At 60.6% G+C, this 13,121-nt stretch carries 11 protein-coding genes; 7 read left to right on the top strand and 4 right to left on the bottom strand.

Annotation, left to right across the window (positions count from 1 at the left end; all coding sequences use genetic code 11):
* Positions 1-175 precede the first annotated feature (175 nt).
* Both AC4BCN_RS13055 and AC4BCN_RS13050 read left to right on the top strand, forming a co-directional pair.
* On the top strand, positions 176-1,513 hold the full coding sequence (locus AC4BCN_RS13055) for a dicarboxylate/amino acid:cation symporter (RefSeq protein ID WP_223279167.1): 1,338 nt from the start codon (positions 176-178) through the stop codon (positions 1,511-1,513).
* Positions 1,514-1,749: 236 nt separating this feature from the next.
* Positions 1,750-2,160 carry a DoxX family protein gene (locus tag AC4BCN_RS13050; protein ID WP_070303099.1) on the top strand — a complete coding sequence of 137 codons (411 nt, stop codon included), beginning with the start codon at positions 1,750-1,752 and terminating at the stop codon, positions 2,158-2,160.
* A gap of 53 nt (positions 2,161-2,213) precedes the next feature.
* Here the strand turns inward: AC4BCN_RS13050 and AC4BCN_RS13045 are convergent, their stop codons facing one another.
* Both AC4BCN_RS13045 and AC4BCN_RS13040 read right to left on the bottom strand, forming a co-directional pair.
* A complete protein-coding gene (locus AC4BCN_RS13045) occupies positions 2,214-2,864 on the bottom strand; it encodes a CoA transferase subunit B (protein ID WP_072454554.1) in 651 nt (216 codons plus the stop codon).
* A gap of 20 nt (positions 2,865-2,884) precedes the next feature.
* The gene (locus AC4BCN_RS13040; RefSeq protein WP_141168808.1) at positions 2,885-3,586 is read right to left on the bottom strand and encodes a CoA transferase subunit A; all 702 of its coding nucleotides are present in this window, start codon (positions 3,584-3,586) and stop codon (positions 2,885-2,887) included.
* 147 nt (positions 3,587-3,733) lie between these two features.
* Here AC4BCN_RS13040 and AC4BCN_RS13035 point away from each other — a divergent pair, with 147 nt between their 5' ends.
* Positions 3,734-4,300, top strand: coding sequence for a LuxR C-terminal-related transcriptional regulator (locus AC4BCN_RS13035; RefSeq protein ID WP_490493478.1), 567 nt, complete (start codon positions 3,734-3,736; stop codon positions 4,298-4,300).
* On the opposite strand, the gene AC4BCN_RS13030 is transcribed toward AC4BCN_RS13035, so the two are convergent.
* Positions 4,297-5,073: an SDR family oxidoreductase gene (locus AC4BCN_RS13030; protein ID WP_034752351.1), complete on the bottom strand. Its 777-nt coding sequence runs from the start codon at positions 5,071-5,073 to the stop codon at positions 4,297-4,299. The genes AC4BCN_RS13035 and AC4BCN_RS13030 overlap by 4 nt on opposite strands.
* Positions 5,074-5,337: 264 nt before the next feature.
* On the opposite strand from AC4BCN_RS13030, the gene AC4BCN_RS13025 reads away from it, so the two are divergent.
* The gene (locus tag AC4BCN_RS13025) at positions 5,338-7,014 is read left to right on the top strand and encodes an electron transfer flavoprotein-ubiquinone oxidoreductase (protein ID WP_490493477.1); all 1,677 of its coding nucleotides are present in this window, start codon (positions 5,338-5,340) and stop codon (positions 7,012-7,014) included.
* Positions 7,015-7,067: 53 nt separating this feature from the next.
* Here AC4BCN_RS13025 and AC4BCN_RS13020 read toward each other — a convergent pair whose 3' ends face one another.
* A complete protein-coding gene (locus AC4BCN_RS13020) occupies positions 7,068-7,730 on the bottom strand; it encodes an acetyltransferase (protein ID WP_070303097.1) in 663 nt (220 codons plus the stop codon).
* Between the two features lie 274 nt (positions 7,731-8,004).
* Between AC4BCN_RS13020 and AC4BCN_RS13015 the strand changes: the two genes are divergently transcribed.
* From AC4BCN_RS13015 to AC4BCN_RS13005, 3 genes are read left to right on the top strand one after another with little or no spacing between them, the layout of a single operon-like run.
* On the top strand, positions 8,005-11,214 hold the full coding sequence (locus AC4BCN_RS13015) for a tetratricopeptide repeat protein (protein WP_175560505.1): 3,210 nt from the start codon (positions 8,005-8,007) through the stop codon (positions 11,212-11,214).
* On the top strand, positions 11,214-12,365 hold the full coding sequence (locus AC4BCN_RS13010) for a DegT/DnrJ/EryC1/StrS family aminotransferase (RefSeq protein WP_175444536.1): 1,152 nt from the start codon (positions 11,214-11,216) through the stop codon (positions 12,363-12,365). The genes AC4BCN_RS13015 and AC4BCN_RS13010 overlap by 1 nt, the downstream gene beginning before the upstream one ends.
* Entirely contained in the window at positions 12,365-13,093 is a 729-nt protein-coding gene (locus AC4BCN_RS13005) for an LbetaH domain-containing protein (RefSeq protein ID WP_072454557.1), read from the top strand. Before AC4BCN_RS13010 ends, AC4BCN_RS13005 begins: the two co-directional genes overlap by 1 nt.
* Positions 13,094-13,121: the final 28 nt, after the last annotated feature.

Below are 13,121 nucleotides of genomic sequence, written 5' to 3'. Positions count from 1 at the left end.
TTGCCTCGCGCGCGACGCTACGGCAGTGTAGCGCAGCGCGGGCAATGCTCCAAGCGCGCGCCTGAAATGCTGCGCCGCAGCACACTACTGGCACGCCCGCCATGGCGCAATACCCGATATAGCGAAAATGCATATCTGCGGTTATCCACAATTGAGCCGGCCTGGCAATGCGCGGATGATCGCAGCATCAACCCGCAAGAGGAGACCACTCGTGAAAAAACCATTCTATAAAATCCTGTACGTACAGGTGCTGTTCGCCATCGTGGCCGGCGTGCTGCTGGGGGTGTTCTACCCTTCCAACGCCGTCGACATGAAACCGCTGGGCGACGGCTTTATCAAACTGATCAAGATGATCATCGCCCCGGTGATCTTCTGCACCGTGGTCTCCGGCATCGCAGGCATGCAGGACGTCAAGAAAATCGGCCGAGTGGGCGGCAAGGCGCTGCTGTACTTTGAAGTGGTTTCCACCTTCGCGCTGGCCATCGGCTTGCTGGTTGCTAACATCCTCAAACCGGGCGCCGGCTTCAACGCCGATCCGGCCCACCTGGACGCCAAGTCGATCGCGCAATACACGCATGCCGAAGGCATGTCGACCATCGACTTCGTGATGAACATCATCCCGAAAACCTTCGTTGACGCTTTCGCCAAGGGCGACATCCTGCAAGTGCTGCTGATCGCCATCCTGTTCGGCTTTTCGCTGTCCCTGCTGGGCGAGCGCGGCCGTCCGGTCACCAAGCTGATCGACGAACTGTCGCATGCCATCTTTGGCATGGTCAACATCATCATGAAAGTCGCTCCGATCGGCGCGTTCGGTGCGATGGCCTTTACCATCGGCAAATACGGCCTGGCTTCGCTGATTCCGCTGGCCAAGCTGATGGGTTCGTTCTACCTGACCTGCTTCCTGTTCGTCTTCATCGTGCTGGGCCTGATCGCCAAGTACACGGGCTTCTCGATCGGCCGCTTCCTGCTGTACATCAAGGAAGAACTGCTGATCGTGCTCGGTACCAGCTCGTCGGAATCGGCCCTGCCGGCCCTGATGAAAAAACTCGAGCGCCTGGGCTGCTCCAAGCCAGTCGTCGGCCTGGTCGTGCCGACCGGCTACTCGTTCAACCTGGACGGTACCAACATCTACATGACCATGGCCGCCCTGTTCGTGGCGCAAGCGACCAACACGGAACTGACCATCTGGCAGGAACTGACCATCCTGGGCGTGGCGATGCTGACCTCGAAAGGCGCGTCCGGCATCACGGGCGCCGGCTTCATCACCCTGGCCGCGACCTTGGCCGTGGTGCCGACGATCCCCGTGGCCGGCATGGCACTGATCCTGGGCATCGACCGCTTCATGAGCGAATGCCGCGCGCTGACGAATTTTGTGGGCAACGGCGTGGCCACCATCGTCGTGTCGAAATGGGAAAAAGAACTGGACATGGACAAGCTGCATAGCGAGCTGGCCCACCCCACCCACCCGACCGAAGACGCGTATGTCGCCCCGGCCGTAAATATCGTCAAGTAAGCCGTACTACTCACCATTGAAAGCCCCGCAGAGCGATCTGCGGGGTTTTTTTCATTGCGCGTGGGATTCTCGCATCATCAACACACAGTAAATCATGCATCAATATTTAGCACGATGATCAATGAATGAAAAACCATTACAGTACTGTCACCTGTTCGCCGTCAAGCTCCCGCATAATGACATTGCGTTAATGCAAGCCTGACACCGAACCATCCTCACTTCTGAATGGAGTACGCATGTCCCTCTCGCCCGCCTTTTACGCCACCTGGAGCCCACGCCTGCTGGGCGTGCTGCGCATCATCCTCGGCTTTCTCTTCCTGCAACACGGCACGGCCAAGCTGTTCGGCGCGCCGCACGTGGCCATGTTCGACGGCTTGCAACTGTTTTCCGTGATGGGCGCGGCCGGCGTCATCGAGCTGGTCGGCGGCACCTTGCTGCTGGTGGGCCTGTTCACGCGCCCCGTCGCCTTCATCCTGTCGGGACAGATGGCGGCCGCCTATTTCATGGCGCACGCGCCCGCCGGTTTCCTGCCGATCCTGAACGGCGGCGAAATGGCCGTGATGTATTGCTTCACTTTCCTGTACTTCGCGGCAGCGGGCGCCGGCGCCTACAGCCTGGACGCATTGCGCGGCAAGGCGAGCGCATAAAAAAAGGGCGGACATCGCTGTCCGCCCCGCTTCCATACGACGCTACGCCTGGCTTACACGGCGGAGACGTCCAGTTCCGCGCCCGTGGCCGCCTGCACCTGCTCCTTGGTCACGCCCGGCGCCAGTTCCACCAGCTTCAAGCCGTTTTCCGTCACGTCAATGACGCCCAGGTCACTGATGATGACGTCAACCACGCCCACGCCCGTCAGCGGCAAGTCGCACTGTTTCAGCAGCTTGTGCGACGTCGTGCCATCCTTGGCCGTGGCCACGTGCTCCATCAGCACGACAACGCGCTTGACGCCGGCGACAAGATCCATCGCGCCGCCCATGCCCTTGACCATCTTGCCTGGAATCATCCAGTTCGCCAGGTCGCCCTTTTCCGACACTTGCATGGCGCCCAGGATGGCCAGGTTGATCTTGCCGCCGCGAATCATGCCGAAGGAATCAGCCGAGCTGAAGTAGGCGGCGCCTGGCAAGGCCGTCACCGTCTGCTTGCCAGCGTTGATCAGGTCGGCATCGACTTCCGCGTCGGTCGGGAACGGGCCGATGCCCAATAACCCGTTTTCCGACTGCAGGAATACCTCGATGTTGTCCGGCACATAGTTGGCCACCAGGGTCGGCAAGCCGATGCCCAGGTTCACATAAAAGCCATCCTGCAATTCCTTTGCCGCGCGCGCGGCCATTTCGTCACGTGTCCAAGCCATAGTAATCTCCGTATTCTGTTTTATGCTTCGCTGCGCACGGTGCGCTGCTCGATGCGTTTTTCCGGGTTCGCGTTGACCACGATGCGGTGCACGAAGATGCTCGGCGTGTGGACCTGGTCCGGGTCGATCTCGCCCACTTCCACCAGTTTTTCCACTTCGACGATGGTGATCTTGCCGGCCATCGCCACGTTCGGGTTGAAATTGCGCGCCGTTTTGCGGTAGACCAAATTGCCGGCGCGGTCGGCCATGTAGGCTTTGACCAGCGACACGTCGGCCACGAGGCTGCGTTCCATCACGTATTGCTCACCGTCGAATTCGCGGAGCTCCTTGCCGTCGGCAACGATGGTGCCCACGCCCGTCTTGGTGAAGAAGGCCGGGATGCCGGCGCCGCCGGCGCGCAGTTTTTCGGCCAGGGTGCCTTGCGGCGTGAATTCCAGTTCCAGTTCGCCGGCCAGGTACTGGCGCGCGAATTCCTTGTTTTCGCCCACGTAGGAGGCGATCATTTTCTTGATCTGGCGCGTGGTGAGCAACTGGCCCAGGCCGAAGCCGTCCACGCCTGCGTTATTCGAAATGGCGGTCAGGCCCGTCACGCCCGAATCGCGCAAGGCGCCGATCAGGGCTTCGGGAATGCCGCACAGGCCGAAGCCGCCGACGGCGATGGTCTGGCCATCTTGGACGATACCGGCCAGCGCCGAGGCGGCGTCAGGATAAACTTTATTCATGGGTGTCCCTCTATCTTTTGTTAAGCTTTGGTCTTGAGTCCATGACTCAGGCAGCGACTCAGCATAAAATACGCGAGTGGAAAGTACAATACCGTAGAACTACCGGCGCCGTGCCGGCAATCCCCCTGTGAGAGTGATACGTATCAGATGAACGCCGCGTCAGCCATCGATTATGAAAGCATCTTCCTGCACGCGCCCGTGGGCATGTGCATGTCGGAAAACCGTATCATGCGTAGCTGCAACGAAGCGCTGGCGGCCATGTTCGGCTATGCGCGCGCCCAGCTGGACGACCAGTCGTTCGAGGTACTCTACCCCACGCACGACGAATTCCTGCGCACCGGTGACCGCATCATTCCCATCATGAACGCCAGGGGACGCTATTCGGACGAGCGCATCATGCGCCGCAGTAATGGAGAATTGTTCTGGTGCCACGTGACGGGCCACGCCATGCTGCCGAAGGAACCGCTGGGGCCGGGCATCTGGACGTTCGAGGATGTCAGCGAGAAACGTCCCGTGACGGCGGAGCTGACCCCGCGCGAGCGCGAAATCGCCGCCCTGCTGGTGGAAGGCAAGACCAGCAAGGTCATCGCCCGCCAGATCGACCTCAGCCCCCGCACGGTGGAAATGCACCGCGCCAAGCTGATGCGCAAGTTCGCCGCATCGACGTCGTCCGAGCTCGTGCACAAGCTGGTGGGACTGCAGTTGMCGGTTTAGAACGTGCTCATGCCGCCATCGGCGGAAATAATGGCGCCATTGATGAAGTGCGAATCCTCGCCCGCCAGCAACAGCAATAGCCCATCAAGGTCTTCCGGCTTGCCCGGACGTTTATTGGGCAGCATTTCGATCAGCTTCTTGCCCTGCTCGGTGGCAAAGTAATCTTCATTGATTTCCGTGGAAATGTAGCCAGGGCAGATGGCGTTCGTGTTGATGCCGTATTTGCCCCACTCCACGGCCATGGCGCGCGTCATGTGCACCATGCCCGCCTTGCTCATGCAATACACGCCGATCTGCGGCAGCACCTGCAAGCCCGCCATCGAGGCGATATTGATGATGCGGTGCTGTTTCTTCGGGTCGCCCTTGGCGCGCGCGATCATGCGCTTGGCCGTTTGCTGGGCGACGAAGAACGAACCGCGCAGATTGGTGTCCATCACGAACGAGTAATCTTCGGGCGTGACGTCGACTAGGCGTTGCGTGGTGGAGACACCTGAATTGTTGACGAGGATATCGATGGGGCCCGCTTCCGTTTCCGCATGCGCGATGGCCGACTTGATGCTGGCGAAGTCGGTCACGTCGAGCGACACCACGTGCGCGGCGCCGCCGTCCGCTTCGATTTCGGCGCGCAATTCCTTCAGGCGTTCGGTGCGGCGCGACGCCAGCACGACCTGTGCGCCAGCCTGGGCCAGCACTTTCGCAAAGCGCGCGCCGAGGCCGCTCGATGCGCCGGTAATCAGGGCAATCTTGCCCTCGAAATTGACTTCTATGCCCACGAGCTACTCCTGTTTTATTTTAGACAACACTTTACGCCGTGCCTATGGCAATCGGGCAAATTCCCCCGCAGCGCACTCGAGCAAAAGTAAACGCCATCATTACACAAAATGGCCGGATTTAGATTGCGGCGAGGGGCAATGTCACGCAAAATGGCGCCAAAGTTGCAATCCTCGTCAAAAACAAGCACACTCGTGCTTAAATTTCCCCGATGATGCTTTATTCCCTATCCTTGCTACCTAATTGAGTGACTATAAATCGAGACCATGACACAGCCTAATAACTTAGTTGAACAGTACGGACCGCGCGAAACCATGGAGTATGACGTGGTGATCGTCGGCGGTGGCCCCGCAGGCCTGGCCGCGGCGATCCGCCTGAAGCAGCTGGCCGCTGAAAAGAGCCAGGAAGTGTCCGTCTGCGTGCTGGAAAAAGGCGGCGAACTGGGCGCGCATATCCTGTCGGGCGCCATCATGGATCCGAAAGCTTTGAGCGAACTGATACCGAACTGGAAAGAACTGGGCGCGCCCCTGAACACGGAAGTGACGGAAGACCGCATCCTGTTCCTGACCGAAACGAAAGCGTATAAAACGCCAGGCTTCGCCGTGCCGGCCTGCTTTGAAAACCACGGCAACTACATCGTCTCCCTGGGCAATGTGGTGCGCTGGATGGGCCAGCAGGCGGAAAACCTGGGCGTGGAAATCTTCCCCGGCTTCCCTGCCGCGGAAATCCTCTACAACGACGACGGCTCCGTCAAAGGCGTAGCGACCGGCAACATGGGCGTCAAGCGCGATGGCGAACCGGGTCCCGACTTCCAGCTGGGCATGGAATTGCACGCCAAGTACACGCTGTTCGCCGAAGGCGCGCGCGGCCACCTGGGCAAGCAATTGATGACCAAGTATGACTTGAACGCCGGCAAGGATCCGCAATCGTACGGCATCGGCATCAAGGAATTGTGGGAAATCGACCCGGCCCAGCACAAGCCGGGCCTGGTGATCCACTCGAGCGGCTGGCCGCTGGACACGAAAACCTATGGCGGCTCCTTCCTGTACCACCTGGAAAACAACCAGGTGATGGTCGGCTACGTGGTGGGCCTGAACTACGAAAACCCGTATTTGTCGCCGTACGAGGAATTCCAGCGCTACAAGACGCATCCGGAAATCCGCAAGTTCTTCGAAGGCGGCAAGCGCATTTCCTACGGCGCGCGGGCGATCGCGGCCGGCGGCCTGCAATCGTTGCCGAAACTGGTGTTTGCCGGCGGCGCGCTGATCGGCTGCGATGCGGGCTTTTTGAACATGAGCCGCATCAAGGGCAGCCACGCGGCCATCAAGAGCGGCATGCTGGCGGCGGACGCGGCCTTCGGCGCGCTGGGCGAACAGCGCCAGCACGACGAACTGACGAGCTACCCTGTCGCCTTTGAAAAATCGTGGCTGCATGAAGAGCTGCACGTGGCGCGCAACGTCAAGCCTTGGCTGTCGAAAGGTTTGTACCTGGGCAGCCTGATGACGGGCATCGACCAGCTGATCTTCCGCGGCAAGGCGCCGTGGACCCTGCACCACTCGCATGGCGACCACGAATGCCTGAAACCGGCAGCCCAGTCGAAAAAGATCGTGTATCCGAAACCCGATGGCAAGCTGACCTTCGACAAGATGTCGTCCGTCTTCATCTCGAACACGAACCACGCGGAAGACCAGCCCATCCACCTGACGTTGAAGAACGCCAGCGTGCCCGTCGACGTCAACCTGGCCACCTATGCGGGTCCGGAAGCGCGTTACTGTCCCGCCGGCGTGTACGAGTTCGTGAAAAACGACGACGGCGCCGAACGCCTGCAGATCAATGCGCAAAACTGCGTGCACTGCAAGACCTGCGACATCAAGGATCCGACGCAAAACATCGTGTGGGTAACACCGGAAGGCGGCGGCGGACCGAACTATCCCAACATGTAAGCCGGTCGCCCGGCATGCAGCGGCAGCGCTACCGCGCTGCGGCTGCCGCGAGCTTACAGATACTTGTCGCCAGCCAGGCGGCTGCGTATCGTTTTTGCCGGCGCGCCATAGCTGACGCACAAATCGGCCACGGGCCGCGTCACCACGGCACCGGCGCCGACCACGCAGTGACTGCCTATGCGCATGCGCTGCAGCAGCAAGGCGCCCATGCCCAGGGCGCTGCACGTGCCGATGAAGCAACTGCCGCCTGTCGCAGCGGCAGGCGCCAGGCTGGAAAACGCCTCCATCACGGAATCGTGATCAAGCGAGGCGCGCGTGTTGACGATACAGCCATGCCCGACGTCGCAGCCGGGATTGATCACCGCCCCTGCCATCACCACGCTGCCCGCACCGATGTGCACGGTCCTGGCGACACAGGCCTGCGGATGCACGGCGCTGACGAATGGCAGTTGCGGGCACAATGCCGCCACGCGGGCCGTCACGCTTGCCCGCACGAAGTTGTCGCCGATGGCCACCAGTAATCCTGCCACGGCCAGCTGCTCCACCAGGACCGGTAGATCGGACTCGGCGCCCAGGACGCGATAGCCCGAGGTTTCCTCACCGATCGTCCGGAACGCATCGATCAAGCCGGCGATATGAAAGACCCCCTGGCGTTCGACCACGTCAATGACGACCTTCGCATGGCCCGACGAGCCAATGATTAAAATGTTTTGCATATCCCAGCTGAAAAGTGAACGATATCGGACAGCGACCGCCCGGCAAGGAAGGCGCCAATTCACGGGCATCATACCAGCAGCCCGGCACAAGGCATGCCGCCCATCCGCCTGCAAGGTTTTTAAAACAGCCACTTTTCCCCGCGCTTTGACCAGCCAGCAACACCAAGTTTGCATTGCGACAGCATTCCTGGATAAATTCCACCTGGAAAGTTTCTCAGAAGCACTTTCACCAGTTACAATTCCCTCTGCTAACTATTTCACCTTCCGCCCGCCCATGAACGCAAACGCCCTTCCCGCAGTGCCCCTCGACGCCGAATTGCAGCAGGCAATTACCGAACACCAGGCTGGCCGTTTTGCGGAGGCGGAAGAGCTTTACCTGGCGATTTTGCAGGCGCAGCCGTATCACGCCATCGCCAACCACAATATGGGCTTATTGGCAGGACAGGTCGGGCAATACGAGGCCGGCTTGCCGTATCTGCACAAGGCGCTGTCGGTCAACCCCGACGAAGGCCAGTTCTGGCTGTCGTATGCGGATGGTTTGCTCAAGGCCGGCGAACGCGAACAGGCGCTGGAGATCGTCACGTCGGCCATCGCGCGCGGTCTCGACAACGAGCAGTCGCAAGGCTTGCGCAGCCGCATCGAAACGGCGATCGCCGGCACGCCGACAGCGCAGGAAACGCAGCACGTCATTGCGCTGTATCAAGCCGGCCACCATGCCGAACTGGAGGCGGCCAGTCACACCCTGACGCAGCGCTATCCCGATTCCGATTTTGCCTGGAGCGTGCTGGGCACCGCCCTGCAATTACAGGGCAAGGATGCGTTCGAGGCCTTGCAAAAAACCGCGCAATTGGCGCCCAACGATGCCGAAGCGCATGGCAACCTGGGTACCGCATGGCAGGAACGAGGCATGTACGACCAGGCGATCGACAGCTATACCAGGGCGCTGGAACTGAATCCGGACTTTGTCGAAGCGCATGGCAACCTGGCGGCGGCCCTGCAGGCGCAAGGCAAGCTGGAGCAGGCTGAACAGGCATACCGGCAAGCGCTGGCACTGCGTCCCGATTACGCCAAGGGCCACTTCAATCTCGGCAATACACTGCAAGCGATGCAGCGCAGCGCCGAAGCCATCGCCTGCTATCAAAGCGCGCTGGCCCTGCTACCGGGCGACGCCGACATCTATCTGAATCTGGGCAACGCCCAGCAAGACCTGCAGCAATGGCAAGCGGCCATCGTCAGCTACCGGGCCGTACTGCAATTGGCGCCCCAGACCACGGCGGCGCATGCCAATCTGGCCGCGGCGCTGCATGGAGCCCAAGACTACGCGGGCGCCGTGACCAGCTACCGCCGCGCCATCGCACTGCATCCCGACGACGCCAAACTGCACAACAACCTGGGACGCGCCCTCCAGTCGCTGGAGCAGCCGGAGGAAGCGATCGCCGCGTACGAGCAGGCGATCGCGCTCGATAGCGATTTCACCCAGGCGCTGAGCAATCTGGGATTGCTTCAATGCAAACAGAAGAATTACACGGCGGCCATCGAGTACTGCGCAAGAGTGCTGCGCCTGCAGCCGGACGATGCGCAAGCCTGCGGCCAGCTCGCCATCGCCTACGGAGCGGCCGAGGACCGGGACAATGCCCTCAAGTATTTCCAGCAAGCCATCGATCTGGCCCCGGACAATGCCGCGAACCACAGGCAGCTGGCCGATTACTACAGCACCATCAAGCGCTATCCGCTCGCGGTGGAGGCCTACCGCCGCACCCTGGAACGCGATGCCAGCGACAGCGAAACGCATAACCACCTGGGCGTCGCCCTGCAAGAGCTGGAGCAATACGAGGCGGCCACCGCCGCCTATGAGTGCGCGCTCGAACTGGAACCGAAAAACATCTCGGCGCTGTGCAACCTGGGCTCGACGCAGCAGGCGCAGAAGCAACTGGAACACGCAAAACAGACTTATCTGGCAGCACTCGCTATCGATCCAGCATTCGAGCGCGCCCACTTCGCACTCGGCAATTGCTACGTGCTCATGAACGAGCAGCTGCTCGCGCTCGAGTGCTACCACAAGACACTGGAAATCAATCCCGACTATCGCGACGCCTACGTCAACATCAGCGCAACGTTCAGCAATATCGGCAGGATAGAAGAAGCGATCGAAGCCTGCCGCAAGGGCCTGGCCGTCTGCCCGCTGTGGGAAACCCTGTTCAGCAACTACCTGTTCCTGTTGTCGCATAGCACCGAGATCGATCCGCAGGCGCTCTTTGCCGAGCATCAGCGCTTCAGCGACACCTTTGAAACGCACATTGCCAAAGGAAGCGCCGGGCACAGCAACAGCCGCGACCCGCTGCGCACCCTGAAAGTTGGCTTCGTGTCGGGCGACCTGCACAACCATCCGGTGCCGCACTTCCTCATTCCGATACTGGAAAATATCGCCAATGACGCCAAGTTGTCGCTGTATGCCTACCACAACAATCCGTGCAATGACGACATCACGGAGCGCCTGCGGGAAGTCATTCCCCACTGGCGCCAGGTCGAGCACCTGTCCGATCCGGACCTGGGCCAGCTGATCCGCGACGATGGCATCGACATCCTCATCGATTTGTCCGGCCATACGGGCAAGAACCGGCTGCTGATGTTTGCCGCCAAGCCCGCCCCTGTCCAGGCCAGCTGGATCGGCTACCCGCTCACGACGGGACTGCAATCGATCGATTACTATCTGGGCGATCAGCACTTCACGCCACCGGACGAATTGGGCGACCAATTCTCCGAGAAACTGCTGCTGCTGCCCGCCTGTGTGCCCTTCCTGCCGTCCAAGCTGGCGCCCAGCGTCCAGCCCGCGCCCGTATTGACCAATGGCCACATCACGTTTGGCAGTTTCAACCGTACCAATAAAATCAATCGCCAGGTCATCGCGCGCTGGGCCAGGGTGCTGCGCGCCGTCCCCGATTCCAAGATGATCGTGGCGGCCATGCCGAAATCGGAAGCGCCGCCGCAACTGGCGGCCTGGTTCGCGGAGGAAGGCATTGCGCCGGAACGCCTGACCTTCGAAGGACGCACGGGCATGGCCCAATTCATGGCCATCCATCACCGAATCGATATCTGCCTCGACGCCTTCCCGTATTGCGGCAGCACGACAACGCTGCATGCGCTGTGGATGGGCGTGCCCACCCTCACGACAGCAGGCCCGACCATGCCTAGCCGCGCCGGCAACATGATCATGCGCCAGGTCGAACTCGATGACTTTATTGCCACCGACGAAGATGATCTCGTGCGCAAGAGCGTGGCCATGGCGGCCAACCCCATGCTGCTGGGCGCCTACCGCTTCAGCATGCGGCACCGCCTGGAACGCTCGGTCCTGGGCAAACCCAAGCTGATTACGGAAGGCCTGGAAAATGGCTTGCGCATCATCTGGCAACGCTGGTGCGAGGGCTTGCCGCCCATCTCGTTCGAAGCACCCGTGGCCGTACCCAACCCGCCGATCGGATTATGATGAGCGCTCAAAAAAACAAACCCGTGTATGTCACCCAGCCCCTGCTGCCGCCGCTGGAGGATTTCCTGCCGTATCTGGAAACGATCTGGAACAACAAGATCCTGACCAATGGCGGCCCGTTCCACCAGCAACTGGAACAGGCGCTGTGCGACTACCTGGGCGTCAAGCACATCTGCCTGTTCGCCAATGGCACCTTGGCATTGATGACGGCCTTGCAGGCGCTGCGCATCAACGGCGAAGTCATCACGACGCCGTATTCGTTTGTCGCCACCGCTCATTCGCTGCTGTGGAATAACATCAAGCCCGTCTTTGCCGACATCGAGCCGCACAGCCTGAACCTCGACCCGAGCAAAATCGAGGCGGCCATCACGCCGCAGACCACCGCCATCATGCCCGTGCATTGCTACGGCCGGCCATGCGATATCGAAGCCATCGAGAAAATTGCCGACAACTACAACCTGAAGGTGATCTACGATGCCGCGCATGCGTTTGGCGTGCGCCACCGGGGCGGCAGCGTGCTCAATCACGGCGACCTTTCCGTAATCAGCTTTCATGCCACCAAGATCTTCAACACCTTCGAAGGCGGCGCCATCGTCTGCCCCGACGCCAAGACCAAGCAACGGATCGACCACCTGAAAAACTTCGGCTTCGTCGATGAGGTCACGGTCGTTGCCGCCGGCATCAATGGCAAGATGAGCGAAATCAATGCCGCCTTCGGCTTGCTGCAGCTCAAGGGCATCGACGGCGCGCGCCAGAAACGCAAGGCGATCGATGCGCATTACCGCCAGCAACTGGCTGGCATCGATGGCATCACCTGCGTGCAGCAAGGCGATGCCGAGGCCGCCAACAACGCGTATTTCCCCATCCTGGTCGGCCCCGATTATCCGCTGTCGCGCGACGCCCTGTTCCAGCGCCTGCGCGACCAGGAAATCTATGCGCGCCGCTATTTTTACCCGCTCATCAGCGACTTCCCCATGTACCGCGGCATGCCGTCCGCCGCGCACGCGAACCTGCCCGTGGCGCGGCTCGCCTCATCGCAAGTGATCTGCCTGCCCATCTATCCGGATCTGGAGATGGCGACCGTGGACGCCATTATCGCCATGATCGCCGCGCCCGCACTGCAACAAGAAGTGATACGGAACATCGCCTGATGCAAATTTCCACCGAAACCAATTTTTCCGGCGTAGCGGAGAACCATGCCTGGTCGGGCCAATTCACGGTGCTGGGCTACGCGGATGGCGCCATCAGCACCCTGCCCCATCAATTTTTCCGCAACTGGCTGGACCAGGAACCGGAGAACGGCCACTTTTATATTGGGCGCGGCTCCTGTTTCGGCGTCGGTTCGCTGGTGAAATATGACAGCGGACAGCAAAGCCTGTGCGTCGGACGCTATGTAGCCGGTGGCTCGCGCCTGAGTTTCATCCTCAATGGCCAGCATGAAATGCGCACGGTCTCGACCTTCATGCTGTCGATCCTTGGCGGCGGATTGAAAAATACGCCGCCGCCACAGTATGCCGACACGGTGATCAAGAACGATGTGTGGATCGGCGACGAAGTGATGGTGCTGGGCGGCAGCGTGATCGAAAACGGCTGCGTCATCGGCGCCCGCTCGCTGCTGCCACCGAATTTCCGTTCGGAACCCTATGGAATTTATGCGGGTTCGCCAGCGCGCCTGATCCGCTACCGCTTCACGGAAAAAGTCCGTGCCGCGCTGCTGGAGCTGGCCTGGTGGGAAATGCCGCTGGAATGGGTACGCAACAACAACGCCATGTTCCTGGAGGACCTGTGCGCAGACGAAGCGAAGGCATTGCTGGTCATTAACATCCTGAAAAGCAGCCGCCAGCAATGGGAAGCGGAACACGGCGGCGTGGCCGATTGAACCTGATGCAACTTGCCACTAAGGAAAG

The sequence above is a fragment of the Janthinobacterium sp. Bl 1 genome, assembly GCF_058215535.1.
This window is presented reverse-complemented; position numbering and strand designations above follow the sequence as displayed.

Excerpts from the sequence above, each read along its gene's own strand:
- AC4BCN_RS13050 (WP_070303099.1), top strand. The coding sequence starts at position 1,750 with ATGTCCCTCTCGCCCGCCTTTTACGCCACCTGGAGCCCACGCCTGCTG.
- AC4BCN_RS13055 (WP_223279167.1), top strand. The coding sequence starts at position 176 with ATGATCGCAGCATCAACCCGCAAGAGGAGACCACTCGTGAAAAAACCA.
- AC4BCN_RS13015 (WP_175560505.1), top strand. The coding sequence starts at position 8,005 with ATGAACGCAAACGCCCTTCCCGCAGTGCCCCTCGACGCCGAATTGCAG.
- AC4BCN_RS13020 (WP_070303097.1), bottom strand. The coding sequence starts at position 7,730 with ATGCAAAACATTTTAATCATTGGCTCGTCGGGCCATGCGAAGGTCGTC.
- AC4BCN_RS13040 (WP_141168808.1), bottom strand. The coding sequence starts at position 3,586 with ATGAATAAAGTTTATCCTGACGCCGCCTCGGCGCTGGCCGGTATCGTC.
- AC4BCN_RS13045 (WP_072454554.1), bottom strand. The coding sequence starts at position 2,864 with ATGGCTTGGACACGTGACGAAATGGCCGCGCGCGCGGCAAAGGAATTG.
- AC4BCN_RS13025 (WP_490493477.1), top strand. The coding sequence starts at position 5,338 with ATGACACAGCCTAATAACTTAGTTGAACAGTACGGACCGCGCGAAACC.
- AC4BCN_RS13010 (WP_175444536.1), top strand. The coding sequence starts at position 11,214 with ATGAGCGCTCAAAAAAACAAACCCGTGTATGTCACCCAGCCCCTGCTG.
- AC4BCN_RS13005 (WP_072454557.1), top strand. The coding sequence starts at position 12,365 with ATGCAAATTTCCACCGAAACCAATTTTTCCGGCGTAGCGGAGAACCAT.